Source organism: Candidatus Avelusimicrobium faecicola (assembly GCA_900540405.1).
Classification (GTDB): Bacteria; Elusimicrobiota; Elusimicrobia; order Elusimicrobiales; family Elusimicrobiaceae; genus Avelusimicrobium; species Avelusimicrobium faecicola.
In genome coordinates, this window is record UQFW01000015.1 from 1 (window position 1) to 25,979 (window position 25,979).

The following is a 25,979-nucleotide window of genomic DNA, read 5'->3' on the forward strand; positions in this document are numbered from 1 at the left end:
TTTTCTCCCCCTCTAATCTTCAAATTTACCGACAGCACATACACCTCTTTGGTTAAAATTTCCCGCCAATTATCCGGGAATTTTACAAAATCCTTAAACGTGGTCACCAGCGGCAGGCCGTTGCGCGTTTCTTCAAAGGTGCGCAGGTGGTCTTCGGTATAAAACTGGTGGTCCGGGAAACGCCACTTTTGCGCCAACGTCAGGCCCAAATTTTCCAACGTCTTTTCAAAGGTTTCCGGGTGCCCGAGCGCGCAAAAACAGGCTGCCTTCCCTTTTACCTCATCCAAACCCACTTTGCGGCTTTGGCAAATATCAAAATAATACTCCGGCTTGTGTTCGCTTTCCAAAATTTCCACGGTGTCGTTATATTCGCGGATTTTATCTTTGATGTCTTCCAGCTCGCGCGGGGTGGCTTGGTCACAATGGGTTAAAATAATTAACGCGGCCCGTTTTAACCCCTCCAACGGCTCGCGCAAGTTGCCGTACGGCAATAAATAGCCGTTGCCGAACGGATTTTTGGCATCCACCAAAATAATGTTGGCATCGCGTTTTAAGCGGTGGTGTTGCAGGCCGTCGTCTAACAGTACAATCTGGCTTTTGAACCGCCGCAACGCTTCCGTTGCCGCCAGCGCGCGGTCCGCCGCTATCACCACCGGCACTTTGTACTGGCTCAAAACGCGGCTCATCATAAAAGGTTCATCCCCCGCCATGCGCCAATCGGCATCCGGGTTATCAAAAAGGACTACCGCCTCTTTGCTTTTTTGCTGGCGTTTATACCCGCGGGAAACAATCGCCACGCGCATCCCTTTTTTAGCCAGTAAGGTAGCCGCCAATAAAACCGCCGTGGTTTTGCCGGTTCCGCCCGCCGTAATGTTGCCAATGCACACCACGCGGCCGTTTACGCTCTTTACGGTTTTCCAACCGTTTTGATAGGCCAAACGGTCCAACCAACCGGCCCACCCATACAGTTTACTGGCCGCCAACAGCACCCAACGCCCCGGCGCACAAGCCATTAATTTTTCTTTTAATGCTAATAAATCCATATTTATTAAAACCTCGTTTGATAGTGAATAAGTATATTTTACCATTTCTGGGGCAGTTGTTCCTGCGGCAAGTTTATTCCCCCACGGCAAAATTGCTATAATGGGATATGCGTTTCCAAAAGACACCTTTACACTACATCCAATACCTGGGTTTGAAAACCGCTTGCGCCATGTTGCGCTTGCTCCCTTATACTTGGGCCGTGGCGGCGGGGCGGTTTGCTACCGGCTCCGTGCGCTTTATAATGCCCAAACGCTTTAAGCGTTCTATGTATGACATTCAGCGCGCTTTCCCCCAAAAAACCCCGCAGGAAGTTTTTGCCATTGCGTTAGAATCCTGGCGCAATATGGGCGGCATTTTGGCGGAGTTTGTGCAATTAACCGCCATGACGCCGGAAAAATTCAAAAAATATGTAGCCGTGACCGGCATAGAAAAAATGCTGGAAGCCCAACGCAACAAACAAGGCGGCATTATACACATCGGCCACTTTACCAACTGGGAAGCCTTTGGCCTGGCCGGCGCCGTATGGGGCATAGATAAAGCCGTGCTGGCCCAGCGGGTAGATAACCCTTATGTAGACGAAGAAACCAACCGCCTGCGCAACATTTTTACCGGGCGCACCTTTTACAGCAATCACGAAGACAACCCCTTTTTTGCCTGTATGCGTTGGCTTAAAAAGGGCAAATTATTGGGGATTTTAATTGACCAAAACGCTTCTTCCAGCGAGCTTTGGATTCCTTTTATGGGCCGTATAGCGGCATTTTCCCCCATTACGGCGCTACTGTCTATTAAAATGCAAGTGCCGGTTTTCCCGGTGCAGGTAGTGCGCAAGCAGGGCAAAATTGTGTGTATCGTGCATGACCCGCTCACCCCGCCCAAAGAATACTCCCAGCAAAATATCCGCGCATTTACCAAAACACTGGTTAAATGCTACGAGGACTGGCTGAAAGAAGACCCCGGCTCCTGGCTGTGGGCGCACAACCGTTGGAAACGCGAGGCCGAGGGCGAAAAATACTTACAGGAACACCCCGATGAAAGATAAAATAAAAGCTGTTTTTTTTGACAGGGACGGCACTTTAATCCACGAAAAGCCCGGCACTTATTTAAGTGACCCCGCCAAAGTGCGCCCTTATAAAACCGCCGCGCCCGCCCTAGCCAAACTGGCTAAACTGGGCTACACTTTTTTTATAGTTTCCAACCAATCCGGCATTAGGCGCGGTTATTTTACCGCCAAAGAGGTGGACGCTTGCCACGCCCGCTTAAAAACCTTATTAAAACCGGCCGTCATCCGGGAAATCGTCTACTGCCCGCACGGGCCGGACGACCATTGTGCTTGCCGCAAACCGGGTACTTTACTGGGCGAAAAGCTCATTCAAAAATATCAGGTAGATGTGGCGCGCTCCTATATGGTGGGCGATAAAAAAGCGGATGTGCTTTTCGGGCAGGCGCTGGGGCTTAAAACTATTTTAATGACCACCGCCAACGGCAAACACCATTTGCAAAAATACCCGGATTTACACCCCAACAAAGTGGCCAATAACTTACTAAATGCCGCTAAATTTATAGAAAAGGACTCCCTCCATGAATAAACCCGGGTTGGCGTTTTTGGTGCTTTTACTGGTAGCCGGGTGTAAAACCGCTCCCACAAATAAAACACCATCCCCAACGCCTGCCGGGCAAGCCGCGCAAGTCACCCAAACGCAAGCGGTTTCCCACGCGGCCAAAGCGGTAGAGCCGCCCGCCGCCCAGGCGCAAACCTCCGCCACGCTTAAACGGGCTGAAAAGGGCTCCCCCCATACCGGGGCCGCACAAAACACGCCGGAGCAAGCCACGCCCACGCCTCTGCCGCAAAACGCCGCACAGCCGCGAGAAACGCCCGCGCCCGCCGAGCCCGCCAAATATACGGTGCCCGCCGGGGCGCAGTTGCCGGCCGATTCCCCCGTTTTTGAAGAAGAAGATTTAATTTCCACGTCCGGCCGGATGTTAAACCCTTATGCGTACCAACAGCCGGATATTTCCGCCAAAACCGGCGCACCGTGGGACGGCGAACAATTAAAATACGGCCTGTATTACTCCTTTGTAAAAGCAGGCACGGCCTATATACGCAACCGGGGGCTGGTGGATATTGGCGGCCGCCCGGCGTATTTAATACAAACCACCGCTTTTTCCGCCAGTGTGATTGACGCCTTTTTCAAGGTGCGCGACATCAACCAATCCTGGTTGGATGCGCAAACTTTTTACTCCCGCGGCTACGGCCAAAGCGTGCGCGAAGGCAATTACAAGCGCGACGAATGGGTTATTTTTGACCCCGCTAACCGCCGCTATTACGGACAAATTCAAAAGAAAGAAGCCCCGCGGGAAATTTCCGGCACGTTGGAAACGGATGTGACCGATTTTTTAACTGCGCTTTATTATGTGCGCGCCCAAAAATTAGAGCCGGGCAAAGATATTGTGTTTGATATTATCAACCGGGAAAAACAATACCCGCTTATTGTAAAAGTACACGGGCGGGAGCGCGTAAAAACCCCGGCAGGCCATTTTGATTGTATTAAGGTGGAGCCGCAACTACGCGGGGAAGGCATTTTTGTAGCCAAAGGCAAGAGCTTAACCGTCTGGCTGACGGATGATGCGTACCGTATGCCCGTAAAAATGAAAACGGAAGTATTTATAGGCAGTGTATCGGCCACCTTGTTAGAATACAAAAGAATGTAAACCACCCCTTAAATATTTTATAATGGGATATACACAGGAGATGTTTTATTATGACTAATGTACCCGTCAAAAGATTAAAAGAAATTTTGCACGCCTTTAACGGCAAGCAAATTGTTGTAGTAGGCGATATTATGTTGGACCATTTTATTAAAGGCGACGTGACGCGCATTTCGCCGGAAGCCCCGGTGCCGGTAGTGGCCGTAAAAAAGGAATTTTTTGTGGCCGGCGGTGCGGGCAACGTGGCGGTAAACCTTTCCGCCTTGGGGGCCAAGCCGGTGTTGGTTTCCGTAGTAGGCGACGATTTAGGCGGCGAAATGCTAAAAGGTTTCTTGCGGGATAAAAATGTAGACCTGCGCGGCGTGGCCGAAGACCCCAACCGCCCCACCACCCAAAAAGTGCGCGTGATGGCGGAACAACAGCAAATCGTGCGCTTTGACCGCGAAAGCAAAAAAACGGTGGATTCCGGCGTAGGCGCCCAATGTATGGAAAGTTTCAAGGCCGCCTTAAAAACCGCCAAAGGCGTTGTCCTTTCCGACTACGGCAAAGGCATGCTCAGTGACCATAACATCCAGGATATTATTTCCCTCTGCCGCAAAAAAAATATCCCGGTGTGCGTGGACCCCAAAATTGACAATTTCAAAAAATACAAACACATTACTTGTATGACCCCCAACACCAAAGAAGCCTGGGAAGGCGTGGGCGAATCCCCCCGCTCCGGCGAAGAAGCCATTACGGAGTTGGGCCAAAAAATCTTAAAAATGCTGGATGCGGATTCCATTTTAATTACCCGCAGTGCCGACGGGATGAGTCTGTTTGAAAAAGGCAAAAAATTCCCCTCCACCGTTAAAGCCACCGCGCGCGAAGTGTTTGACGTGACGGGCGCCGGGGATACGGTTATATCCGTATTAACCTTGGCCTTGGCGTCTGGTGCTACACTTGAGGAAGCGGCGGTGCTTTCCAACTTTGCGGCGGGCATTGTGGTTGGCAAATCCGGCACCGCTACCACCACCATAGAAGAAATTGAAGGGGTGCTGGCATGAGCGACGTTTTAATAGCCGTTCCGGCGCGCTACGGCTCCTCCCGCCTGCCCGGCAAAATTGTAAAAATACTGGCGGGCAAGCCGGTTATCCAGCGCACTTATGAAAAATGCTTACAGGCCGCCGTGGGGGATGTGATTATTGCCACGGAAGCCCAAATTGTGGCGGACACCTGCGCCCGGTTTGGGGCCAAAGCCATTTTGACCAGCGCCGCCTGCCAAAGCGGTACGGACCGCATTTACGAGGCCGCCCAAGGCCGTACGGAACAATTTATTATCAATGTGCAAGGGGACGAGCCGTTCATAGACCCCGCCACCATTGTAAAAATCGTCCACTTATTAAAGAGTGACCCCGCCTGCGATATTGCCACGGCGGTTATTGCCACGACGGACGATAAAATCATTGATAACCCCAACTGCGTAAAAGCCGTGCTGACGGCGGACAAGCGGGCGTTGTATTTTTCCCGCTCCCGCGTGCCGTACAAACGCCAGCCGGACGAGGCGGCCTTAAAAGCCCCGTATTGGAAGCACTGCGGCATTTACGGCTACCGCCGCGCGGCGTTGGAAAAATTTGTCCACCTGCCGGTAAGTCCGCTAGAAAAACTGGAAAAACTGGAACAGTTGCGCGCGCTGGAGGCAGGGCTCTGCATTAAATGTGTGGAAATCCAACCCTCCGGCCCGGCCATTGATACGGAGGCGGACTTAAAAGCGGCCGAAGACTATTTGAAACAGCATGAATAACAGGGGCTCCCGCCTGGCGGGGGCTTCCCTCTTTTAAGTGCCCGGCACCCGGTGCCGAAACCGATTTTTTTATTTCAGCAAGGAGATGAACATGAGTAAATTTATTATTATTACCGGCGGGGTAGTCAGCTCACTGGGTAAAGGGATTTCCGGGGCCAGTATCGGCAAACTTTTACAGCTAAACGGCTTAAAAGTAAATATGATTAAGTGTGACCCGTATATTAACGTGGACCCCGGCACCATGAGCCCTTACCAACACGGGGAAGTGTTTGTCACTACCGACGGCGCAGAGGCCGATTTGGACTTGGGCCATTACGAACGCTTTTTAGATGTAAATATGACCCGCGCCAACACCAACACCGCCGGGAGCATTTATCAAACGGTGATTGATAAAGAACGCCGCGGCGAATACTTGGGCGCCACGGTGCAGGTCATCCCGCATATTACCAACGAAATCAAGCGCCGCTTTACCGCGTTTGAAAACGAAGTAGACGTTTCCATTATAGAAATAGGCGGTACGGTGGGCGATATTGAATCCCTGCCGTTCTTGGAAGCGGCCCGCCAACTGCGTTTGGAAAAAGGCCCCAAAAACGTCATTTGCGTACACGTCACGTTAGTCCCCTATATTGCCGTGGCGCAAGAGCTTAAAACCAAACCCACGCAACACTCCGTCAACAAACTGCGGGAAGTGGGTATTGAGCCCAGTATGCTTATTTGCCGCACCGAAAAACCCCTCTCCCTGCATTTGCGGGAGAAAATTTCCCTCTTTTGCAGTGTGCCCACGCAGGCGGTTATTGAATGTGCGGACGCCAAATCCATCTACCACGTGCCGGAAAATTTTTACAAGCAAAAAGTGGACGAGCAAATTATTGACCTGTTGGGCCTGACCCCCAAACAAAAAGTGGACCCCAAATGGTTTGAATTTTTTGATAAAGCCATGACCCCCTCCAAAAGCGTTAAAATTGCCGTGGCCGGGAAATATTCCGAATTGCAAGATGCCTATAAATCCATTAGCGAGGCCCTGCGCCACGCCGGTATGAATAATGATGCCAAAGTGGAAATTGTTTTTGTAAATACGGAAAAAGACAACGTGGAAGAAAAATTAAAAACCGCCGACGGCATTTTAATCCCGGGCGGATTTGGCGGGCGCGGCGTGGACGGCAAAATTGCCACCATTAAATACGCGCGCGAACACAAAATTCCTTTTTTGGGTATCTGCCTGGGGATGCAATGCACCGTTATAGAAGCGGCCCGCAACCTGTGCGGCCTGCACGACGCCAACTCTACCGAGTTTGACCCCACCACCAAAGACCCGGTGGTAGACTTAACCCCCCAACAAAAAAACGTGGTTTATAAAGGCGGCACCATGCGCCTGGGCAACTACACGGCCGATTTGGAAGAAGGCTCCCTGGCGCGCAAGCTGTACGGCAAAGACCAAATTGTGGAACGCCACCGCCACCGCTACGAGTTCAACCCTGCCTATGTAAAACAACTGCGCGACGCGGGGCTGAAAGTATCCGGCTGGCACGAGGGCGTTTTGCCGGAAATTGTGGAACGCACCGACCACCCCTACTTTATTGCCGTACAATTCCACCCGGAATTTGGCTCCCGTCCGCTCCGCCCGCACCCGTTATTTGACGGCCTGGTAAAAGCGGGCTTAAAAAGAAAAGAAAATAAATAAGCCGACGTATTTTTTACGATAGGGCGGAGCTGGGAAACCGGCCCCGCCCTTTTATTTGGGCGCGCAATTAAAAACCTTTTTTACAGGCCCGCCGGGGAATTTTACGCGCCTGCGTGAGGGCCGTTTTATTTGGCGGCACCGCTTGAGGGCGCTTGATTTTACGCTCCCGCCGGAGAATTTTACGCTCTCGCCGGGGCCGCTTTATCCGGCGGGCCCGGCACCTTTTTCCCCCCAATAAATAATTTTTATAAAATACTTGCTTTTTTAGTTTAAGTTTACTATCATATATACCGTTGTTTTACAAGCATACATAAATTTTGTATAATTTTTATGTAAGGAATTTCTCCTGTGCAATTACAGACGCAGACAGATTTTTAATAAAGGAGAAGGAAAAACAATGAAAAAGATGCACAGCCTGCTGGAAACCTTGGCCAGAGCCTTGGTAAAAGTGGGCGAAAACGTAAGCGGTGCGAACTATATAGTTGGCCGCTAACCCAAAAGTAAGCAGTTTGAAGCCGGTTTAGACATACGCCGGCGGACAGGTGAGAAGAATTTTCTTCCCCCTGTCTAAAACAGCCGAACCGGGCCCTAAAAAGCCCCACACTTTCAAAATGATTACGCCGCTACCCTACCGGGTGCGGTTTTTTTGCGCCATACAAACGGTAAACACAACGCCGCACGCATTGGGGCCCCCTTTACTCACGCCGTATTTACCCACGCCGCTTTTTACCCGCCACCTTATCCACGCCACAGCTTTTATCCGCGCCGCCTTACCCGCATTTAGCCATAAAAAAACCGCCCGGGCAAACACCCAAGCGGTTTATCAAAATCCACGTCCGTTTACGGCTTTTTGCAGCTGGTTCCGGTACAGTTGGTAAAACCGGCGCTGATACAAAAATCCGTATTTCCGTTGCATTGGTCTTTTAGTTTCACAGGGCTCGTGCCGCAATCAATCGGCACCACTAGCGTATAGGCTTCCCCGCCCAAACGCTCCACATTTATATTGGAGCCGTCCCGGGTTAATTTGAACCGCCCGGTTATCTCCAAGTAGTCCTCATTTATTGTATAACCGGTTGCATCAATATCTAACATGGTCCACGGGGTATCAAACGTGCCGCAACTGTTTTCGCGTTCCCAATCGGCACGCGCCAACGCCTGCCCGATTTGGTGCGCCATATTGAGCCCTTCCGTCAGTTTAGCACGTTCCACCGTGCGCCTATACCCGCCCAACCCAATGGCGGCAATAATTGCAATAATCACTACAACGGCCATTAACTCGGCCAATGTAAAGCCTTTTTTCATAAAATCCCCTTAAATTGGAATATATAAACTATTATACTCTTTTTTAACGCGCTTTCAAGCGCCGGTGCGGGGCGGTTTCTATTGAATATTTGTAAAAAAACCGATATACTATAACCATAGTAAAAGGAGAATGTATGAAAAACAACGGTTTTACCCTTATTGAAATGTTAGCCGTCGTGCTGATTATTGCCATGTTGGTTTCCGTAGCGTTGCCTAAATACAAACGCTCGGTAGTGCGCGCGGAAGCCATGGAGGCTTTAACCAATTTAAGAACGCTGCAGGATTCCGCCTTGCGCGCCAAGGCCGCCCGCCCCGACCGTTCCACCCCCAGAAAACTGAACGATTTGGATGTGGATTTATTTGATGCGACGGATGCGGAAAGTGACACCTTTACCTTTGGGCGCTACACCTACACCCTGGGGGCTGATTCTATTTCCGCCACTAAAATCGGCAGAGATGCGTACAGCTTTTATGCCTATTACCCGAATTTAAGCGGCCTGGGCGGCGAAATTACCTGCTCCGCCCCGGAAGACCTTGTTTGGCTTTGCGAAGGGCTCTGCCGGGAAGGGGCCGACGGTTGTGTAATGAAAAACGGCCAATATGTAATTAACTAAAGTTGCTGTTTGATTTTTACCAACGCCCCGCAAAGGGGCGTTTTTTATGGGCGGAAAGGGGTTTGTAAAAACAAAAAAGCCGGGCCGAGCAGATTGTCTTTTTCATTTTACTCATAAAAAAACCACGCTCGCGCGTGGTTTCCAAATGGCTCGCCCTGAAGGACTCGGCTTCCGGTCGTTTTGTTGACTCAAAACGCCTGCAGCCCGGGCTCGCGGTTTTTGCCTTACGCACAGCGGTACCTTTTTATGGTGCGTAAACAAAAACATCGCTCCGCCTTTCTCGTCCCTACGCAAGCAACGCAGGTTGCTTGCTCAGGGCGCGCAATAATAAAAATTCCCTTTTACACATAAAAAAACCACGCTTACGCGTGGTTTTCAAATGGCTCGCCCTGAAGGACTCGGCTTCCGGTCGTTTTGTTGACTCAAAACGCCTGCAGCCCGGGCTCGCGGTTTTTGCCTTACGCACAGCGGTACCTTTTTATAGTGCGTAAACAAAAACATCGCTCCGCACTAACCGTCCTTACGCAAGCATGGCGGCCCGCAGGGTCAGGTTGCTTGTTCAGGGCGCGCAGATAACAAAAATTCCCTTTTACTCATAAAAAAACCACGCTTGCGCGTGGTTTTCAAATGGCTCGCCCTGAAGGACTCGAACCTTCAACCTACCGGTTAACAGCCGGTCGCTCCACCATTGAGCTAAGGGCGAATAAATCTTTTTAATACTGCCTGTCCTTGACTACCTAAATAGTATAACAAATTTTTTTAATACTGTAAATCTTTTTTATTGGGTAGCGGTGGCCGTCCAAAAATCCCGTTTTTCACGGCCGAACAAGCTGACAAATATTAGTATAGCAAATATTGCGGCTACTGTACAGAGGGTAAAATTTAAGCCCCATTTGTCTATACAGGCGGACACGCCCAGCACGCATAAACTTTCCACCGTATAAGTAGCGGTGGCAAATACGCCCAGCATTTTGCCGCGTAATTCTACCGGGGTGCGCAGTAAAATAATGCTAATCATCATGGCGCCAAACGCCCCAAACGGCACGCCGCACAACACGGTGGCCGCCAATACTGCCGCTTTCGGCAAGGGAAACAACAACACCAAAACGGACAACAAATACCCCACATAATTAAACGTAAGCAGGGCGAAAAACTTAAACCGCCGCGCGGCCGACGCAAACGCCAACGCGCCGATAAACGCCCCCAAGCCAAACGCCCCGCCCAACAGCCCCAAATACAGGGAACTAAAACCATGCTCGTAAATATAAGTAGGCAGGATAATCAACTCCCACGCCTGCCCCAACAAAAAAGTAGGAAGCGTAAACAAGATACTTTCCAAAATAATTTTGTCCTTACGCACATACGCCAGGGTTTCCCGGTAAGAAACCGCCGGCTTTAGCACGCGCGGCTTGCGGTTGGTAAACACCAGCAAACACAAAAGCACAATCACCGCGCAAAAAGCCGCGCACATCACCCACGCGCTAAACAACCCCGCCCAGGCAATTACCGCACCGCACAAAAGCGGCCCGGCTACGGACATAATGCCGTCCATGGCTTCAATCAGGCCGGAAGTTTTGGATAGCGGCTCCCCCGCATAGCGCGAAAACGTGGGAGACAGAGCCGTGCGCGCCATTTCCCCCGGCGCATCAAACACAGAACTGGCAAAAACCAATAGCCCGATAAGCCACGTTTCCGCCCGGTCCACCCCCACCAATACGGCAATAAACCCAATCAGCACCAGCTGGGAAACTTCGCACACAAACATGGTTTTGGAGCGGCCGAACTTGTCTATTACCTGCCCGCCGAAAACGGAAGAAAATATATTAGGCAGTAAAGCGCAAAAGCCCACCACCCCGGTCCACCACACGCTTCCGGTGGTGCTTAACACATACCAAGGCAGTAAAATTTGCATAAACTGGTTGGTCAGCGAGGAGAACGCCTCCGTCGTTAAAATCAGTTTCCAAGGGGTCTTGTTGGCTTTTTTAGTTAATAATAACATAGTGAATCTCTCTTAAAAATTATATAAAATGATGGTAAGGAAGTGATAAGTTATGGCAGAATACAAAGATTACTATAAAATTTTAGGCGTGGGCAAAACAGCCACAGACGCCGAAATTAAAAAGGCATTCAAACAACAGGCCCGCAAATGCCACCCGGATTTACACCCGGAAGCGGAAAAGGCAAAATGGACGGAAAAGTTTAAGGATTTGAACGAAGCATACACCGTGCTTTCGGACAAACAAAAACGCACCATTTATGACCAAGTGGGCCAAGAAGGCTACCAAAATTATGCGCGCGGCGGCGGGGCTTCCCGCAGTAGCGCCGGCGCGAATCCGTATCAGCAGTACCAACAATACGGCAATTTCGGCGGCGGACAAACCAGCTATAACTTTAGCTCTAACGGTGCCGGATTTGACGGAGGAGGGTTTAGTGACTTCTTCCAAAGCATTTTCGGCAACCTAGGCGGTATGGGCGGCATGGGCGGTATGAGCGGACGCGGCTTTGGCGGTTTCGGCCAGAACTTCGGGCGCAGTGCGGCCGCCGGGGTGCAATCGGGTGATGTGGAAGCCGAACTGGCCCTGAATTTGGAAGAAGCCCACCGCGGCGGAAATATGCAGCTTACACTGCCCAGCGGCCGGAATGTGACGGTCAAGTTTCCCGCCGGAATAAGCGAAGGCAAAAAAATCAAACTAAAAGGCATGGGCAACCCCACCGCCAACGGGAATGGGGATTTGTACCTGATTATCAAAATCCGCCCGCATGCGCAGTTTAGGCTGGAGGGCGAAGATTTACAGGTGCCCGTAATTATTATGCCGTGGACGGCGGCTTTGGGCGGTACCATTTATGTACCCACGTTGGACGGCCCCGTGAAAGTAAAAGTACCCGCCGGCACACACAGCGGCAAAAAATTAAAATTAAGCGGCAAGGGGTTGAGCGCCAAAGGCAACTTATACGTCACGCTGACCATAGACGTACCCCGCACCCTGACCAAAGAGCAAAAAGACTTGTTTAGCAAGTTGGCGGCTCTCGGGTAAAATATTTAACCGCCGGAGTTTTTGCTCCGGCGGTATTTTTTTATAAGGAGCTTTACAATATGACAGAAATTACCTGCACGTACACCGGCGACAGCGAAACCGCGCTCGTCCACGGCCCGACCGGCACCACCTTAAAAACCGATTTACCGCCCGATAACGGCGGCAAGGGGCGCTGTTTTTCCCCCACCGATTTACTGGCCGCCGCCTTTGCCTCTTGCACTTTAACCATTATGGGCAAAATGGCCGCCGCCCGCGGGGATGATTTTACAGGCGCGCATTTATCCATACAAAAAATTATGGCCGCCAACCCGCGCCGCGTGGGCGAATTTGTGCTGGAAATTACTTTCCCCGCGCACTTTACGCAAGAACAGAAAAAGTTTTATCTGTCTGCCGTAAACGCCTGCCCGGTGCATCAGACTTTAAGTAAAGACGTCAAATTAACGGTCCGCGTTTTATAGTGCAAAAACCACCGGCACAAACCGGGCATAAACTGTTAGTATATACATGGAGGGTAAAATTATGGCTATACAAATAACATTGGGAAACAACTTACAAACCACCGCCCGCTTGGAAGGGCACACCGCCGCCGTAAAAACGGCGTATTTTGACCCGCGCGAAGATATGCAACCGGGGGAACTGCTCGCCAGTGCGCTGGGGGCCTGTATGCTTACCATGGTAGGCTACGCCGCCCAAAAACGCGGGGACGATGTTTCCGGCACGCAACTGACGGTAGAACCTGTTTTCGGGGGTACTCCGCGCCGCGTGACGGAAATAAAACTGACGTTTGCTTATCCGGCAAACTTCACGCAACCCCAAAAGGATTTATACACCAAAACGGCGCAAACCTGCCCGGTGCATAACTCCCTGCGGGAAGACATCCAATATACAATAGAAGTAAAATAAACGAACCGCTCCGCGCCGCATTTTACCGGGCGCGGAGTTTTTTTGCCCTGTTTAGCACTCCCCACCTGCGCGCAGGATTTATTATAATAAAAGTATGTCTAGCATTAACTGGAAAGAAATTTTCTGCCAACTGAAAGACTTTATTAAAATGTCTGTCAAAAAGTACACGCTGTTTGTTTTGCGTTTATCCCCCCACCAAAACTTACTGCAGGGGATTGTGATGTATACTTTTTTGGGGTGGATTGCGCTGTCACTCCCGTTTATGAAAACCCAAAGCGTGGGGTGGCTGGATAACCTTTTTACCGCCGCTTCCGCCGCGTCTACCACCGGGCTTACCAGCGTAAACTTTGCCGATTCTTACTCCTTTTTGGGTAAACTGGTGGTTTTGTTTATGATTCAGGTGGGCGGGCTTGGCTATATGACCATGTCCTCCTTTTTGTATTTATCCACGTCGCGCCGCTTGCGCCCCCACCAAAAAGAGGTGCTGACGGCGGAATTTTCCCTACCGCAAACGCTGGATTTGCACGATTTTTTACGCGCCGCTATGATTTTTACCGCCGTGGTGGAAAGCGTGGGTGCGGTGCTGTTATTCAACTATTTTATGCACCACGATTTTGGCATTTTTCAAGCGGCTTGGTACAGTATTTTCCATAGCGTATCGGCCTTTTGTACGGCCGGGTTCAGCCTGTGGAGCGATAGTTTAACCGGCTTTTATGACAGCAAAACCGTAAACATTATTATCATGGGGCTATCTTTAGCGGGCTCCATGGGGTTTATTGTGGTGACGGATATTTTTAATTGGGTGACGCGCCGCGCCAAAGAAATTTCCTACACCACCAAAATTATCGTTCTGGCTACCACGGTGCTGTTGGCGTTCGGCTCCTTAATCGTGTTTATTACCAACCCGGAAATGAACCTGTGGGAATCGGTCTTTCAATGTACGGCGGCTATGACGACCTCCGGGTTTAATACGGTCAGTATTAGTTCCATGTCGTCGTGTTCCCTGCTTATTTTAGCTATGCTTATGAGTATCGGCGGTGCGCCGTCCGGCACCGGGGGCGGTATTAAGTGTACGGCCGTCACCAGTGTATTTGCCATTTTATACAGCCAGCTAATGGGATATAAACACATTTCTTTTTTGGGGCGTAGAATCCCCCTGCGGCGCATTTATTTGGCAACGTCTACCTTTATTTTTTATGCCATTTTGCTGTTTATCTGCCTGTTCTGGCTTTCTTTTACCGAGGAAGGCAAGCCGTTCCTAAACCTGGTTTTTGAAGCCGCCGCCGCCCTGGGCACCGCCGGTATGACGATGGACTTTACCCCCCAGTTAAGCGCGTGGGGCAAAGGGATTATCATTATCGCCATGATTATCGGCCGCGTAGGGGTAATTACCTTTGGCCTGGCATTACTGGACATTGGGGATGATGACGACGACGCGCCCGAGCCCACCCGCAAGGCAGACCTTGCCATTTAGGCCAAAAACGGATATTTTGTAAAATATAACTATGAAATTCTTTTTAATCAGCTTGGGTTGCCCCAAAAATTTAACCAATAGCGAGGAATTTTCCGCCCGCTTGCTGGCCCACGGCCACCAATTAGTGTTCACCCCGCAAGAGGCGGACACCGTCATCATTAACACATGCGGGTTTATATCTTCCGCCGTAAAAGAAGGCACGGCGGAAATCCGCCACGCGCTGGAACTCAAACGCCAAGGCGTTATCAAGCGCGTAGCCGTGACGGGCTGTATGGTGGACCGCTACCGCGAGCAAATGGCAAAGGACTTTCCGGAAGCCGATACCGTTTTTTCTATTGCCGCGCAAGACCATGTGGAAGATTTAATCGGGCAAGACGGCTTATTTTTGGAATCCCTGGCCAATGCGTTGTATATCCCCGAATATAAAATGACGCTCACCGCCACCCACACCGCCTACTTAAAAATTGCCGACGGTTGCAACTACCGCTGTGCGTATTGCACCATTCCGTTTATCCGCGGGGCGTACCGCTCCAAACCCATGGAGCAAATTGTGCAGGAAGCGCGCCTGCTTACGCAAAACGGGGTAAAAGAAATTTCTTTAATTGCGCAGGATACCACTTCTTACGGGATAGATTTATATAAAAAGCCGTCTTTGACGGACCTGCTTAAAAAACTGCTTAAAATACGCGGTTTGGGGCGGCTTCGCATTATGTACGCCTACCCCAATTTAGTCACGCAGGAACTGGCGGATTTAATGGCGGGCGAAGAACAGATTTTCCATTATTTGGATATTCCGCTCCAACATATTGCCGACCCGGTACTCAAAAATATGAACCGCCAATGCGACGGCAAAAAAATTAAAGACACGCTGGATATGCTCAAAAAAACGGTGCCGGATATTTCACTACGGACCAACTTTATTGTGGGGTTTCCGCAAGAAACGCAAAAAGATTTTAACGAGCTTAAAAAATTCGTGCGCGAGTATGAATTTGACAATATGGGCGTGTTTGAATACTTCCGCGAAAAGGGCACCCCGGCCTACGAAATGAAGCAAATTCCGGCGGCGGTAAAACACCAGCGCGCCCGGGAATTGGAAGAAACCCAAAGCCGCGTGATTGATAAAATCAACAAGCGCCTGGTGGGCGCGGAAATGGAAGTAATTGCCGACGGAGCGGACTTCGGCCGCACCTACAAAGATGCGCCGGATATTGACGGCAAAGTGACGTTTACAAAACCTGTTCCCCCCGGTTGCATTTTTTACGGCCGCGTGGTGGCCGCCCAAGGCTACGAGCGGGAAATAGAGCCGCTGAAAATTATTAAAAAATAACCGTTGCTCAAGGTTTACCAAATAAAAACGCCCCGGCCCGAACCGGGGTATTTTTTATTTTTTTACCGCACCCGGGCGCAAATCTTTTTCAGCCCCGGGCGCAAATCTTTTTCAGCCCCGGGCGCAACCTTTTTTTGGCACTGGGAACAAACATTTTTCGCCGCGCCCCGGCACTTTTACAATGCGCCCGCACGCCGTTTTCAGCAAGCATGCCCCCTTTATTAAACGCCGGATAAAAGCAGTAGGCGGGCCCCCAAAGGCCCGCCCTAAATCCGTTCAAACGCCTATATATTTTTTGCGCTACAAGTACGGTTGAATGGCTTTATGCACGCGCTCGGCCACCACCTCATACCCGGCGGCGTTGGGGTGGATAGGGTCCGCCTTGAACTTATTTTTTGTAAAAATGCCGTCTAAAATACCGGGCACAAACACCGCGCCTTTTTCCGCCGCAATTTGTTTGTAAATTTTGGTATAGGGCCGCATACCCGCATATCCGCCGGTATCCACTACCACGGCTACCGCGCCCGCCGCCTGCACGTCGTCCACCATTTGGCGCACGGCCGCTTCGGTCTGTGTGATAGGCACGCCGCGCATAAAATCATTTCCGCCAAATTCTATCAGCACCATATACGGGCGCTGTTCTAGCACCTGGGCCAGGCGCGCCGGAGCCGCCGCGGCGGTATCCCCGGGCAAACCCATATTAATTACCGGGCGGCTGATTTTGCGCCCCAAAAGCGCCGGGTAAGATTTTTCCCTCCCGGCCCCGGTGCCCGCCGTTAAACTATCCCCAAACACCACCACCGGGCCAAACGCATTATGCACGTTTTTTATTTCCGGCGCGGACGGGCGGAGCCACCAAACAAGCACACCCAAAACCAGTAAAATAATGAAAATTTTTCTCATAAAATTATTATAAAAAATTTTTACCGTTATAGAACCGCTTGACTTTTTGCGCCTTTATTATAAAATAAAAGTATGAGCAAACCGACGACAAAAGAAATCCAAGCCGCATTATTGGACGCCGCGCAACAAGCGCGGGAGAATTCTTACTCGCCGTATTCCCACTTTAAGGTGGGGGCGGCCGTGTTCACGCGCCAAGGACATATCTTTACCGGCACGAACATTGAAAACGCTTCCTATGGCTTAACCGTGTGCGCGGAACGCAACGCCACGTTTGCCGCCGTAGGGGCAGGAGAAAAAGACATAGTGGCACTGGCCCTGGTCACCCAAAAACTGCCGGGGGCAAAGGTAAACTCCCCCTGTGGGGCTTGCCGCCAGGTGCTAGCGGAATTTATGCCGCCCAACGCGCCGATTTATATGGCCGTATTGGAGGGTAAAAAACGCACGGTTGTCACTAAAAAACTAAAGGATTTAATCCCATTAGCTTTTAATTTATCTTAACCGTAAAGGCGCGGCTTTACGGCGGCGCCTTTTTTTTGTCTGTTTGGGAAACACTGGGGGAACTATGCAACACACCACATACAAAGGCTTAAACGCTTTTTATTTGGAAACCGACGCTCTGCGCCTTACTTTCTTGCCGGATTACGCCTGCAAATTGGCTAGTCTGGTAAAAAAACAAACCGGGCGGGAATTTTTATTCCAAAGCCCTAAAGCTACCCTTACTTTGCCCCACTACGGGGCCGCGTTCAGCGCGTACGATTCCAGCGGCTTTGACGAGGTACTCCCCTCCATAGATGCCTGCCCGTACCCGGACGGCCAATACCAAAATGTGCCGGTGCCGGACCACGGCGAAGTGTGGGCCATGAAGTGGAAATGGGAAGTTTCCCCCACCGGGCGGGAGCTGATGGCCTCCGTACGGAGCGAAAACTTCCCCTACACCTTTACCCGGCGCATTACGCTCAACCACAACGAAATTTCTTTTGATTATTCCGTCACCAATTTGGAAGAAGGCGGTTTTAAGTTTATTTGGACGCCGCACTGCCTGCTCAACTGTTCCCCGGCAACGCGGCTGTTAATTCCCCCCAATTTAACCCAGGTAATGACGGTGGAACACTCCACCCAACATTTAGGCCCGTGGGGCACCCTGCACACTTATCCGCTGACGACGGACGTACACGGCCAAAAGTTAGACCTTTCCGCCACCGAGCCCGCCAGCGCCAAAAATTGCGAAAAATTTTACTTTACGCAAAAAAACACCGCCGGGTGGTGCGGCATAGAACATACCGATAACGGCGACACCCTGCTCTATTCCTACAATGCGGATTTAGTGCCGTATCTGGGCGTATGGAAAACACAAGGCGGCTACCGCGGGGATTACAACCTGGCACTGGAGCCCTGCACCGGCGCGTATGACGATTTATATGTAGCAAATAAAATTAAAAAAGCGGCGGTAATTCCCCCGCTCGGGCAGTATAACTGGCAATTCAAAATGACCGTAAAATAGGGGTATTCTTATGGAACAAATGAACCAAATTGCACTGCGCAATAAATTTAACGAAGTTTTCAAAAAGACAAAAATGTATTTCTTCGCCCCCGGGCGGGTAAACTTAATCGGCGAACATACCGACTACAACGGCGGGCACGTTTTCCCGTGTGCGCTGTCGTTCGGTACGCACGCCGTACTGTGCAAGCGGGACGATAACACCGTGCGCCTGCACTCCTTAAACTTGCCCGAAAAAGGCATTATCACCGCGGAACTAGCGGACATCAAAAACCTGCCGCAAAACGATTGGGCCAACTATCCGCTGGGAGTGTTGGACGTTTTCCAACGCCGCGGACACCACATTCCCCAAGGGTTTGAAATGCTGTTTTGGGGCAACATTCCGGCGGGGGCGGGGCTGTCGTCGTCTGCTTCCATAGAGCTTGCCACCGCCGTAGCCTTAAACACGGCCTACGGCTTAAACATCCCGCAAATTGAACTGGTCAAAATGGCGCAAGAGGCCGAAAATAAATTTGTGGGCATGAACTGCGGCATTATGGACCAATTTGCCAGCGGTATGGGCAAAGAGGACAACGCCATTTTGCTGGATTGCAACACGCTGAAATATGAATATGTGCCGCTCAATTTGCGCGGGATTTCCATTGTTATTATCAACAGCAATAAAAAGCACTCCCTGGTCAACTCCGCCTATAACGAACGCCGCCAACAGTGCGAGCGCGCCCTCAAAGCCCTGCAACAAGAACTACCCGTCAAGGCCCTGGGAGAGCTGACCATTCCCCAATTTGAAGCCCACAAACATTTAATCCAAGACCCGGTGGAACAAAAACGCGCCAAACACGCCGTGTACGAAAACCAACGCACGTTGCAGGCGGCCCAATGCTTGCGCGCGGGAGAATTGGAAAAATTCGGCCATTTAATGAACGAGTCCCACATTTCCCTGCGGGACGATTACGAAGTAAGCTGCCCGGAACTGGACCTGATTGCCCAAACCGCGTGGGAGCAACCCGGCGTATTGGGGGCGCGCATTACCGGCGGCGGATTTGGCGGCAGTGCGGTGGCTTTGGTAAAAGATGAAAACATCAAAAACCTGATAGACACCGTTAGCGCCGTTTACACGCCCAAAACCGGCCTCAAGGCGGATTTTTATATTGCCAATATCGGCGGGCCGGCGCGGCAAATTGAAAAAATTTATTAAGAGGAAACTTCCCATGAAAAACATTTTAGTAATCGGCGGGGCGGGCTATATCGGCTCCCACACCGTAAAAAGACTGGCCGCACAAGGCTATAACCCGGTGGTGTTTGATAACCTTTCCAAAGGGCACCGCGAGGCCGTGCAAAATTATCCCTTTGAACTGGGGGATTTGGGCGACAAAGCCCGCTTGCACGAGGTATTCCAAAAACATCAAATTGATGCCGTTATGCACTTTGCCGCGTTTATAGAAGTGGGCGAAAGCGTAAAAGAGCCGTCCAAATACTACCACAACAATGTGGCTAAAGTATTAAATTTGTTAGATGCCATGGTGGAAAACCACATCCGCTATTTTGTGTTTTCTTCCACCGCCGCCACGTTTGGGGAGCCTATCAAACCCAAAATAGACGAAACGCACCCGCAAAACCCCATTAACCCGTACGGCAACACCAAGCTGATGGTGGAAAAAATGTTGGCGGATTTTGATACCGCCTACGGCCTGAAAGCCACCGCTCTGCGCTACTTTAACGCCAGCGGTGCCGACGACAGCGGCGAAATCGGCGAATCCCACACGCCGGAAACGCATTTAATCCCCATTGTGTTGCAAGCGGCGGCGGGCAAACGGCCGTCTATCAAAATTTTCGGTACAGACTACCCCACGCCGGACGGCACCTGCGTACGCGACTATGTGCATGTGAACGACCTGGCAGACGCCCACATTTTAGCCTTGCAAAAAATGTTTAAGGATAACACCAGCGAACGCTTCAACCTGGGCAGCGGCAGCGGCTTTAGCGTGGCGGAACTGGTTAAAGAGGCCAAGCAAATTACCGGGGTGGATTTTACGGTAGAAACCGCCCCCCGCCGCGCGGGTGACCCGGCCATTTTGGTAGCGGACAGCACCAAAGCACAGCGCGTATTGGGGTGGAAACCCAAATACAACTTAACGCAAATCATCCAAACCGCGTGGAACTGGGAACAGCACCGCAAATACTAGGGGGCCTTATGAACATCAACCTGCTTATTGACCAATTAATTGCATACGCACTGGACCAAAAACTGTTGGCCCCGGCGGACGAAGTGTGGGCCGTCAACCAACTATTGGATATTTTGCACCTGACGGAATATACGCCGTCTGGCTTTAACGGCGCCACGCCAGAATATCCGTGCGAAATTCTAAAAAACATTTGTGATTGGGCCGCCCAACAAAAAGTAATCCCGCAAGATACCGTCACCCAACGGGATTTATTGGACACTAAATTAATGGGTGTTTTTGCCCGCAAACCCAGCGAAGTGGAAAACGAATTTTTTGCCCTGTGGAGCCAAAACCCCAAAAAAGCCACGGACAAATTTTACCATGACGCCCGCGCGTTGGATTACATCCGCACCGCGCGCGTAGCCAAAAACAAACGGTGGAAGGCCCGCACGCCGTACGGCACGCTGGATATTACTATCAACATGTCCAAGCCGGAAAAAGACCCCAAGGATATTGCCGCCGCCTTAAAAGCCGCGCCGTCCGGCTACCCCAAGTGCCTATTATGTAAAGAAAACGAAGGCTACGCCGGGCGCATTAATCACCCGGCCCGCCAAACCCTGCGCCTGATTGGGTTGGATTTACTAAAAGACCACAACCCGTGGTTTTTGCAGTATTCCCCCTATGAATACTACAACGAACATTGTATTTTCCTTTCCGGCAAGCACGAGCCTATGAAACTAACGCTAAACAGCTTCCGGCGTTTGTTGGCGTTTGTGGACGTTTTCCCCCATTATTTTATCGGTTCCAATGCGGATTTGCCCATTGTGGGCGGCTCCATTTTAACGCACGACCACTTCCAGGGCGGGCGCTACACGTTTGCTATGGAAAAAGCCCCGGTGGAACGCACGTTCAAAATAGCCAAATTCCCGCGCATTAAAGCCGGCGTTGTCAAATGGCCCATGAGCGTACTGCGCCTGAGCGGCCCTAAAAAAGAATTGGCCGAAGCCGCGGACTACCTCTTAAAAAAATGGCGCGCTTACAGTGATGAAACCGCCCAAATTTTGGCGAACACGCAAGGCACGCCCCACAACACGATTACGCCTATCGCCCGCCGCCGCGACAAAGCGTTTGAGTTAGACCTTGTCCTGCGCAACAACCGCACGACGGACGAATTCCCGCTGGGTATTTTCCACCCGCACGAGGACGTCCACCACATTAAAAAGGAAAATATCGGACTAATTGAAGTAATGGGCCTGGCCGTACTGCCCGCGCGGTTAAATAAAGAGTTAGCCGACCTGGGCGAGTGCCTCCTCCGGCAAGATTTACCCGCCATAGAAAAAAGCGACACACTCAAAAAGCACGCCGCGTGGGCGCGGGAAATGTTAAACAAATACACGTTTACCCCCCAAAATACGGCGGAAATTTTGCAAAAAGAGGTGGGTAAAATTTTTGCGCGCGTGCTGGAGTACGCGGGCGTATTTAAGCGCACGCCGGACGGCCAAGCCGCGCTAAACAGGTTTATCAAAAAACTGTAAAGCGCCAAAGCCGCCCTTTACCTGCGTGCGGCCCTTATATGATAAAAACCACCCCGGGCAAATAAAACGCCCGGGGTTTTTACCTCTAAAAATTCCCCAAGGCTTGACTTTTTGCCCCGCTATTTTATAGAACAAAATATAGAACAATAAAAAAGTAATAGGAGTTTTTATGAAAGCCCTGCACCCCACACAAGCCAAACTGTTGGAAATCCTAAAAAACAACATTACCGACCCGCTAACTATGGAAGAATTGGCCGACCGCCTGAACGTGGGCAGTAAAAGTGTGGTTTTCCACCACATTAAACAGTTGGAAAAAAAGGGCTTTCTCAAGCGCAACCCGGCCAACCCGCGGGATTATATGATTCTAAAAGACCCCGAACGCAACGTGGTGTACTTAAAAATGTACGGCATGGCCAAATGCGGCCCCGCCGGAACGATTTTGGACGGCACCCCCACCCGCGTGGTGCCGGTGGACCCCAGTATGGTGTACTTCCCGGTAGGGAAAGGATTTATGGTAGAGGCCAAGGGCGATTCCATGGAGCATTTAATTTCCCCCAAGGATTGGCTGATTGTGGAAACCAACCACCTGCCCAAAAATAAAGATGTGGTAGTTTGCGTAAATAATGGCGAAGTGCTTGTGAAACGCTTTAATAATGACGGCAAAAATGTTATTTTGCAATCCGAAAACCCCGCCTATGCTCCCATCGTGGCGGACCCGGCAACCTTTCATGTAGAAGGCATTGTGCGCAGTATCATTAAACGCAGCGTATAAGCGTTTTTACGACGAGGCCCGCCGGGCAAAAGCCGCGTTTGAAAAATTATTTTTTAACGCCCGGCACCGCAAAAAATCATTCCAAAAAAACAATTCTTTATTAAATTTTACGCAAAACTCTTCTCTTTTCCGCCGGAAAATGCTATGCTGAAAGTTCAAGCAGGTATATAACATGGAGGGAGTACTGTATGAGAATGATTGACCTGATTGCAAAAAAACGTGACGGAAAAACCCTAACGGCTGAAGAATTTGATTTCATCGCCCAAGGCGCAGCCAAAGGAACCGTGCCGGACTACCAACTGTCCGCTTTCTTAATGGCGTGCTTTTTGCGCCCGTTAAGTGATAAAGAAACCGCCCTTTTTACTAAAGCTATGGCGCACTCCGGCGGCCGGTTGGATTTTTCTGATGTAAAACTCCCCAAGACGGATAAACACTCCACGGGTGGCGTGGGCGACGGGATTTCCCTGGCGTTGGCCCCGCTGGTGGCGTGCGCGGGTGTAGCGGTGCCGATGATGTCCGGCCGTGGTTTGGGCCACACCGGCGGCACGTTGGATAAACTGGAATCTATGAAAAATTTTGAAGTGCGCGTGCCGGTTAAATCCATTCACCGCCAAATGCAAAAATTAGGCGTGTGTATGTTCGGCCAAACGCAGGACTTGGCCCCCGCCGATAAAAAACTCTACTCTTTGCGTGATGCGTCCTCTACCGTAGAAAGCCGCCCTTTAATTGTGGCCAGTATTCTTTCTAAAAAATATGCCGAGGGCGTGGACAGCCTGCTTATGGACGTTAAATACGGCTCCGGCGCGTTTATGAAAAAGCTGGAAGACAGCCGCAAACTGGCCCGCGCTTTGGTGGCTACCGCCAAACTGTTGGGGCTTAAATGCCGCGCGCTGATTACTTATATGGACCAGCCGCTCGGCCGCGCCATTGGCAACGGCAACGAAATGTTGCAAACCGTGCGTATTTTGAAAGGCGAAAAAGACTTAGCGCCCGATTTTTACGAACTGCTTTTGGAACAAGCCGCCAATATGCTGGTTATCAGCGGTAAACAAAAAGACATTAAAAAAGCCCGCAAAATTTTGGAAGAAAAAATTGCCAACGGAGAGGCGTTAGCCAAACTGCGCGAACTGGTTAAATGGCAAGGGGGCGACACACAAGCCGTGGACAACCCGGAAAAATACTTCAAACCGGCCAAACTGACGGTGGACTTTAAGGCCCCGCAGGCGGGTTATGTGGCGCATATAGACGCCCTGCTTACCGGGCAAGCCAGCGTGCTTTTGGGCGCAGGCCGCAACCGCATGGAAGATGCCATTGATTACGGCGCCGGGCTGTGGCTGCACAAAAAATGCGGTGACGCCGTTAAAAAAGGTGATGTGGTAGCCACCCTATACGCCTCCGATAAAAAACGCTTGGAAGACGGTTTAGCCCTGTTTGCCAAGGCCGTAAAATTCACTAAAACCAAACCCAAAGCGTACAAAATTATTAAAGAAGTGATTAAATAGTAAAAAACTCCCCGAGCGTCCACTCGGGGAGTTTTTTGTATTATCATATAAGACGCCCGCCCACGCGGTGCGCTTTTAGGCCGTTGGTACTTGCGCCGCCGCACCATACTGCCAGCTAAAAAGACACTCACCCGCCTAAAAAGCAAAAGCAAGGCCATCAAACAGATGTTTTCCATAAATACAAGCAACAGACAGAAAAAACTCCTCTTTTATAAGCCTATTCCCAAACGGCCCGTATATATAAAAAATCCCCCCACAATCATGTGGAGGGATAAAAATTATTGCATTACTGCTTACCAACCGTTTTTAGTACAAGTCGTTTCGCAACTCTGCCATTGGGAGATAGAACACGATTTTTTGTTGATACCACCACCCGGTCCTATATCGTTATTAAATCCGCCCGAGGTATACCAATTCTTAATACAATGGCAAGGATCTGCTCCGAAGTGATAACACATTTTCTCCTCAATAGCCGGATCCGATGGAAAAGCCGCCATAGCGCAAGGAGTACACGAACATTGGTTAATTTTGTCAAGGACATACTCCTGTTTACACGTCCAGCACACCGTATCCGTTTGAGCGGCGGAAGGGCAGCACTCGCTCTTGTGAGCGGCCCTATAAGAGGAATCCGCACAAGATTTACAAGTATTGGAAACCTCTTTCCATTCGCAATCCGGCAAGTAGGAGTATTTTTCATTAATTACCCCTTCATAACCGGCCCCGTAGTTGGGGTCGTCCGCGCAGTTGCGCGTGCGGGTGGATTCGGACTTGGCCGGAGTTCCAGGGCCGCAAACGCCTTTTTCTTCCTTGCGGTAGCGCAATAAATACGTATCATAGGTGGGGCCCGTTTCCACTACACCGCTGGACAAAACCTTATAATCGTGGTCGTAATCGGCCTTCCACTCCATTACATAGTTATTGGATTGGTCACTGGGAACTACGGTGGTGTCAGCACCAATTTTTAAGCTTGCCAAATCCGCCGCCTTAAAACTGGCATTATCATTCAAATCCACCCCGGCTTCCACCACAACATCCCGCGGGTCGGCTTTTTCGGCCAATAGCTTGGCACCAAGCACACTGCCGCCCTCCCTTATGGCAAAACCCGTAGGCTCCGTAATTTGATAGTTCATCACCGAGGAACTACCCACCTGGCTGTCCCCCGTCAGGCGTAATTCGTTCATTCTTACCAAACCCTTGGCAGAAATGCTACCCGCCGAAACCCCCGTATTGCAGAAATTAACAAACAGAGCTTCCGCCGGGCGCTTATTATTGACCGATTCCAAGTGTGCAAAAGATGCCACCGGCTGGGAAAGGGCCGTCACAAATTTTAATTCTTCCGCGCCGGCAGGAACCACAGCCAAACACGCGGCAAGTAAGATTATTTTTTTCATAATAAATCCTCTCTTACAATAGGGGAACCCCCCTTAAAATGGGCAGACTCCCTCTGACGGATATTATACTAAAAAAAACTCCAAAAACAAGGGGAAAATTTATTTTCAGGGGTTTCACCCCTTACCTGCCTTACTTTTTTTATTATAAAAAGTAAGACAAAAGAACAGCACCCTGCGGGCGGCACCCTGCGGGCGGCACCTTGCGAGCCGCACCTTGCAGGCCGCCTGCAAAAAGGCTAGCACCCCGAGCCGCCGTCCGCAGGACAAATTTATTTTTATCCGGGCATTTTACAACCTTTTTTTCAGGGGTTGCACCCCTTACCTGCCTTACTTTTTTTCATTGCAAAAAA

Annotated in this window: 24 protein-coding genes and 1 tRNA gene; 19 read left to right on the forward strand and 6 right to left on the reverse strand. The window is 50.6% G+C overall.

The window, feature by feature from the left end; genetic code table 11:
- The coding region (gene lpxK, locus ACQY18_RS02465; protein ID WP_428038711.1) for a tetraacyldisaccharide 4'-kinase at window positions 1-1,043 on the reverse strand (1,043 nt) is incomplete at its 3' end.
- 107 nt (window positions 1,044-1,150) lie between these two features.
- On the opposite strand from lpxK, the gene ACQY18_RS02470 reads away from it, so the two are divergent.
- From ACQY18_RS02470 to ACQY18_RS02495, 6 genes are all read left to right on the forward strand, one after another.
- Window positions 1,151-2,083 carry a lysophospholipid acyltransferase family protein gene (locus ACQY18_RS02470; RefSeq protein WP_428038712.1) on the forward strand — a complete coding sequence of 311 codons (933 nt, stop codon included), beginning with the start codon at window positions 1,151-1,153 and terminating at the stop codon, window positions 2,081-2,083.
- On the forward strand, window positions 2,073-2,630 hold the full coding sequence (locus ACQY18_RS02475; protein WP_428038713.1) for a D-glycero-alpha-D-manno-heptose-1,7-bisphosphate 7-phosphatase: 558 nt from the start codon (window positions 2,073-2,075) through the stop codon (window positions 2,628-2,630). Before ACQY18_RS02470 ends, ACQY18_RS02475 begins: the two co-directional genes overlap by 11 nt.
- Window positions 2,623-3,753, forward strand: coding sequence for a DUF3108 domain-containing protein (locus ACQY18_RS02480; RefSeq protein WP_428038714.1), 1,131 nt, complete (start codon window positions 2,623-2,625; stop codon window positions 3,751-3,753). The genes ACQY18_RS02475 and ACQY18_RS02480 overlap by 8 nt, the downstream gene beginning before the upstream one ends.
- A 50-nt stretch (window positions 3,754-3,803) precedes the next feature.
- Window positions 3,804-4,793 carry a D-glycero-beta-D-manno-heptose-7-phosphate kinase gene (gene rfaE1, locus ACQY18_RS02485; RefSeq protein WP_428038715.1) on the forward strand — a complete coding sequence of 330 codons (990 nt, stop codon included), beginning with the start codon at window positions 3,804-3,806 and terminating at the stop codon, window positions 4,791-4,793.
- Window positions 4,790-5,530: a 3-deoxy-manno-octulosonate cytidylyltransferase gene (gene kdsB, locus ACQY18_RS02490; protein WP_428038716.1), complete on the forward strand. Its 741-nt coding sequence runs from the start codon at window positions 4,790-4,792 to the stop codon at window positions 5,528-5,530. The genes rfaE1 and kdsB overlap by 4 nt, the downstream gene beginning before the upstream one ends.
- A gap of 91 nt (window positions 5,531-5,621) precedes the next feature.
- Window positions 5,622-7,211: a CTP synthase gene (locus ACQY18_RS02495; RefSeq protein ID WP_428038717.1), complete on the forward strand. Its 1,590-nt coding sequence runs from the start codon at window positions 5,622-5,624 to the stop codon at window positions 7,209-7,211.
- A gap of 840 nt (window positions 7,212-8,051) precedes the next feature.
- Here the strand turns inward: ACQY18_RS02495 and ACQY18_RS02500 are convergent.
- Window positions 8,052-8,513: a prepilin-type N-terminal cleavage/methylation domain-containing protein gene (locus ACQY18_RS02500; protein ID WP_428038718.1), complete on the reverse strand. Its 462-nt coding sequence runs from the start codon at window positions 8,511-8,513 to the stop codon at window positions 8,052-8,054.
- A 134-nt stretch (window positions 8,514-8,647) separates the two neighbouring features.
- Between ACQY18_RS02500 and ACQY18_RS02505 the strand changes: the two genes are divergently transcribed.
- Window positions 8,648-9,127: a type IV pilin protein gene (locus tag ACQY18_RS02505; protein WP_428038719.1), complete on the forward strand. Its 480-nt coding sequence runs from the start codon at window positions 8,648-8,650 to the stop codon at window positions 9,125-9,127.
- Window positions 9,128-9,755: 628 nt separating this feature from the next.
- On the opposite strand, the gene ACQY18_RS02510 is transcribed toward ACQY18_RS02505, so the two are convergent.
- Window positions 9,756-9,830 (reverse strand) — tRNA-Asn (locus tag ACQY18_RS02510).
- Window positions 9,831-9,905: 75 nt separating this feature from the next.
- Entirely contained in the window at window positions 9,906-11,126 is a 1,221-nt protein-coding gene (locus ACQY18_RS02515; protein ID WP_428038720.1) for an MFS transporter, read from the reverse strand.
- Between the two features lie 52 nt (window positions 11,127-11,178).
- Between ACQY18_RS02515 and ACQY18_RS02520 the strand changes: the two genes are divergently transcribed.
- From ACQY18_RS02520 to rimO, 5 genes are all read left to right on the forward strand, one after another.
- On the forward strand, window positions 11,179-12,162 hold the full coding sequence (locus ACQY18_RS02520; protein ID WP_428038721.1) for a DnaJ C-terminal domain-containing protein: 984 nt from the start codon (window positions 11,179-11,181) through the stop codon (window positions 12,160-12,162).
- 59 nt (window positions 12,163-12,221) lie between these two features.
- Window positions 12,222-12,620, forward strand: coding sequence for an OsmC family protein (locus tag ACQY18_RS02525; protein ID WP_428038722.1), 399 nt, complete (start codon window positions 12,222-12,224; stop codon window positions 12,618-12,620).
- 61 nt (window positions 12,621-12,681) lie between these two features.
- On the forward strand, window positions 12,682-13,065 hold the full coding sequence (locus ACQY18_RS02530; protein WP_428038723.1) for an OsmC family protein: 384 nt from the start codon (window positions 12,682-12,684) through the stop codon (window positions 13,063-13,065).
- A gap of 94 nt (window positions 13,066-13,159) precedes the next feature.
- Window positions 13,160-14,539: a TrkH family potassium uptake protein gene (locus tag ACQY18_RS02535; protein WP_428038724.1), complete on the forward strand. Its 1,380-nt coding sequence runs from the start codon at window positions 13,160-13,162 to the stop codon at window positions 14,537-14,539.
- 31 nt (window positions 14,540-14,570) lie between these two features.
- The gene (gene rimO / locus ACQY18_RS02540; RefSeq protein ID WP_428038725.1) at window positions 14,571-15,866 is read left to right on the forward strand and encodes a 30S ribosomal protein S12 methylthiotransferase RimO; all 1,296 of its coding nucleotides are present in this window, start codon (window positions 14,571-14,573) and stop codon (window positions 15,864-15,866) included.
- A 300-nt stretch (window positions 15,867-16,166) separates the two neighbouring features.
- Here rimO and ACQY18_RS02545 read toward each other — a convergent pair whose 3' ends face one another.
- Complete coding sequence (locus ACQY18_RS02545; RefSeq protein WP_428038726.1) at window positions 16,167-16,769, reverse strand: GDSL-type esterase/lipase family protein; 603 nt, start codon at window positions 16,767-16,769, stop codon at window positions 16,167-16,169.
- A gap of 72 nt (window positions 16,770-16,841) precedes the next feature.
- On the opposite strand from ACQY18_RS02545, the gene cdd reads away from it, so the two are divergent.
- From cdd to ACQY18_RS02580, 7 genes are all read left to right on the forward strand, one after another.
- A complete protein-coding gene (gene cdd, locus ACQY18_RS02550) occupies window positions 16,842-17,267 on the forward strand; it encodes a cytidine deaminase (protein ID WP_428038727.1) in 426 nt (141 codons plus the stop codon).
- A 64-nt stretch (window positions 17,268-17,331) separates the two neighbouring features.
- Window positions 17,332-18,270 carry a DUF5107 domain-containing protein gene (locus ACQY18_RS02555; protein ID WP_428038728.1) on the forward strand — a complete coding sequence of 313 codons (939 nt, stop codon included), beginning with the start codon at window positions 17,332-17,334 and terminating at the stop codon, window positions 18,268-18,270.
- A 10-nt stretch (window positions 18,271-18,280) separates the two neighbouring features.
- Window positions 18,281-19,462, forward strand: coding sequence for a galactokinase (locus ACQY18_RS02560; protein WP_428038729.1), 1,182 nt, complete (start codon window positions 18,281-18,283; stop codon window positions 19,460-19,462).
- 13 nt (window positions 19,463-19,475) lie between these two features.
- A complete protein-coding gene (gene galE, locus ACQY18_RS02565) occupies window positions 19,476-20,450 on the forward strand; it encodes a UDP-glucose 4-epimerase GalE (RefSeq protein WP_428038730.1) in 975 nt (324 codons plus the stop codon).
- Between the two features lie 8 nt (window positions 20,451-20,458).
- Window positions 20,459-21,964, forward strand: coding sequence for a UDP-glucose--hexose-1-phosphate uridylyltransferase (gene galT, locus ACQY18_RS02570; RefSeq protein WP_428038731.1), 1,506 nt, complete (start codon window positions 20,459-20,461; stop codon window positions 21,962-21,964).
- 169 nt (window positions 21,965-22,133) lie between these two features.
- Complete coding sequence (locus tag ACQY18_RS02575) at window positions 22,134-22,736, forward strand: LexA family protein (RefSeq protein ID WP_428038732.1); 603 nt, start codon at window positions 22,134-22,136, stop codon at window positions 22,734-22,736.
- A 188-nt stretch (window positions 22,737-22,924) separates the two neighbouring features.
- Window positions 22,925-24,238 carry a thymidine phosphorylase gene (locus tag ACQY18_RS02580; protein ID WP_428038733.1) on the forward strand — a complete coding sequence of 438 codons (1,314 nt, stop codon included), beginning with the start codon at window positions 22,925-22,927 and terminating at the stop codon, window positions 24,236-24,238.
- A gap of 293 nt (window positions 24,239-24,531) precedes the next feature.
- Here ACQY18_RS02580 and ACQY18_RS02585 read toward each other — a convergent pair whose 3' ends face one another.
- Complete coding sequence (locus tag ACQY18_RS02585) at window positions 24,532-25,629, reverse strand: hypothetical protein (protein WP_428038734.1); 1,098 nt, start codon at window positions 25,627-25,629, stop codon at window positions 24,532-24,534.
- Between the last annotated feature and the right edge of the window lie 350 nt (window positions 25,630-25,979).

Excerpts from the sequence above, each read along its gene's own strand:
- ACQY18_RS02470 (WP_428038712.1), top strand. The coding sequence starts at position 1,151 with ATGCGTTTCCAAAAGACACCTTTACACTACATCCAATACCTGGGTTTG.
- ACQY18_RS02475 (WP_428038713.1), top strand. The coding sequence starts at position 2,073 with ATGAAAGATAAAATAAAAGCTGTTTTTTTTGACAGGGACGGCACTTTA.
- ACQY18_RS02480 (WP_428038714.1), top strand. The coding sequence starts at position 2,623 with ATGAATAAACCCGGGTTGGCGTTTTTGGTGCTTTTACTGGTAGCCGGG.
- rfaE1 (WP_428038715.1), top strand. The coding sequence starts at position 3,804 with ATGACTAATGTACCCGTCAAAAGATTAAAAGAAATTTTGCACGCCTTT.
- kdsB (WP_428038716.1), top strand. The coding sequence starts at position 4,790 with ATGAGCGACGTTTTAATAGCCGTTCCGGCGCGCTACGGCTCCTCCCGC.
- ACQY18_RS02495 (WP_428038717.1), top strand. The coding sequence starts at position 5,622 with ATGAGTAAATTTATTATTATTACCGGCGGGGTAGTCAGCTCACTGGGT.
- ACQY18_RS02500 (WP_428038718.1), bottom strand. The coding sequence starts at position 8,513 with ATGAAAAAAGGCTTTACATTGGCCGAGTTAATGGCCGTTGTAGTGATT.
- ACQY18_RS02505 (WP_428038719.1), top strand. The coding sequence starts at position 8,648 with ATGAAAAACAACGGTTTTACCCTTATTGAAATGTTAGCCGTCGTGCTG.
- ACQY18_RS02515 (WP_428038720.1), bottom strand. The coding sequence starts at position 11,126 with ATGTTATTATTAACTAAAAAAGCCAACAAGACCCCTTGGAAACTGATT.
- ACQY18_RS02520 (WP_428038721.1), top strand. The coding sequence starts at position 11,179 with ATGGCAGAATACAAAGATTACTATAAAATTTTAGGCGTGGGCAAAACA.
- ACQY18_RS02525 (WP_428038722.1), top strand. The coding sequence starts at position 12,222 with ATGACAGAAATTACCTGCACGTACACCGGCGACAGCGAAACCGCGCTC.
- ACQY18_RS02530 (WP_428038723.1), top strand. The coding sequence starts at position 12,682 with ATGGCTATACAAATAACATTGGGAAACAACTTACAAACCACCGCCCGC.
- ACQY18_RS02535 (WP_428038724.1), top strand. The coding sequence starts at position 13,160 with ATGTCTAGCATTAACTGGAAAGAAATTTTCTGCCAACTGAAAGACTTT.
- rimO (WP_428038725.1), top strand. The coding sequence starts at position 14,571 with ATGAAATTCTTTTTAATCAGCTTGGGTTGCCCCAAAAATTTAACCAAT.
- ACQY18_RS02545 (WP_428038726.1), bottom strand. The coding sequence starts at position 16,769 with ATGAGAAAAATTTTCATTATTTTACTGGTTTTGGGTGTGCTTGTTTGG.
- cdd (WP_428038727.1), top strand. The coding sequence starts at position 16,842 with ATGAGCAAACCGACGACAAAAGAAATCCAAGCCGCATTATTGGACGCC.
- ACQY18_RS02555 (WP_428038728.1), top strand. The coding sequence starts at position 17,332 with ATGCAACACACCACATACAAAGGCTTAAACGCTTTTTATTTGGAAACC.
- ACQY18_RS02560 (WP_428038729.1), top strand. The coding sequence starts at position 18,281 with ATGGAACAAATGAACCAAATTGCACTGCGCAATAAATTTAACGAAGTT.
- galE (WP_428038730.1), top strand. The coding sequence starts at position 19,476 with ATGAAAAACATTTTAGTAATCGGCGGGGCGGGCTATATCGGCTCCCAC.
- galT (WP_428038731.1), top strand. The coding sequence starts at position 20,459 with ATGAACATCAACCTGCTTATTGACCAATTAATTGCATACGCACTGGAC.
- ACQY18_RS02575 (WP_428038732.1), top strand. The coding sequence starts at position 22,134 with ATGAAAGCCCTGCACCCCACACAAGCCAAACTGTTGGAAATCCTAAAA.
- ACQY18_RS02580 (WP_428038733.1), top strand. The coding sequence starts at position 22,925 with ATGAGAATGATTGACCTGATTGCAAAAAAACGTGACGGAAAAACCCTA.
- ACQY18_RS02585 (WP_428038734.1), bottom strand. The coding sequence starts at position 25,629 with ATGAAAAAAATAATCTTACTTGCCGCGTGTTTGGCTGTGGTTCCTGCC.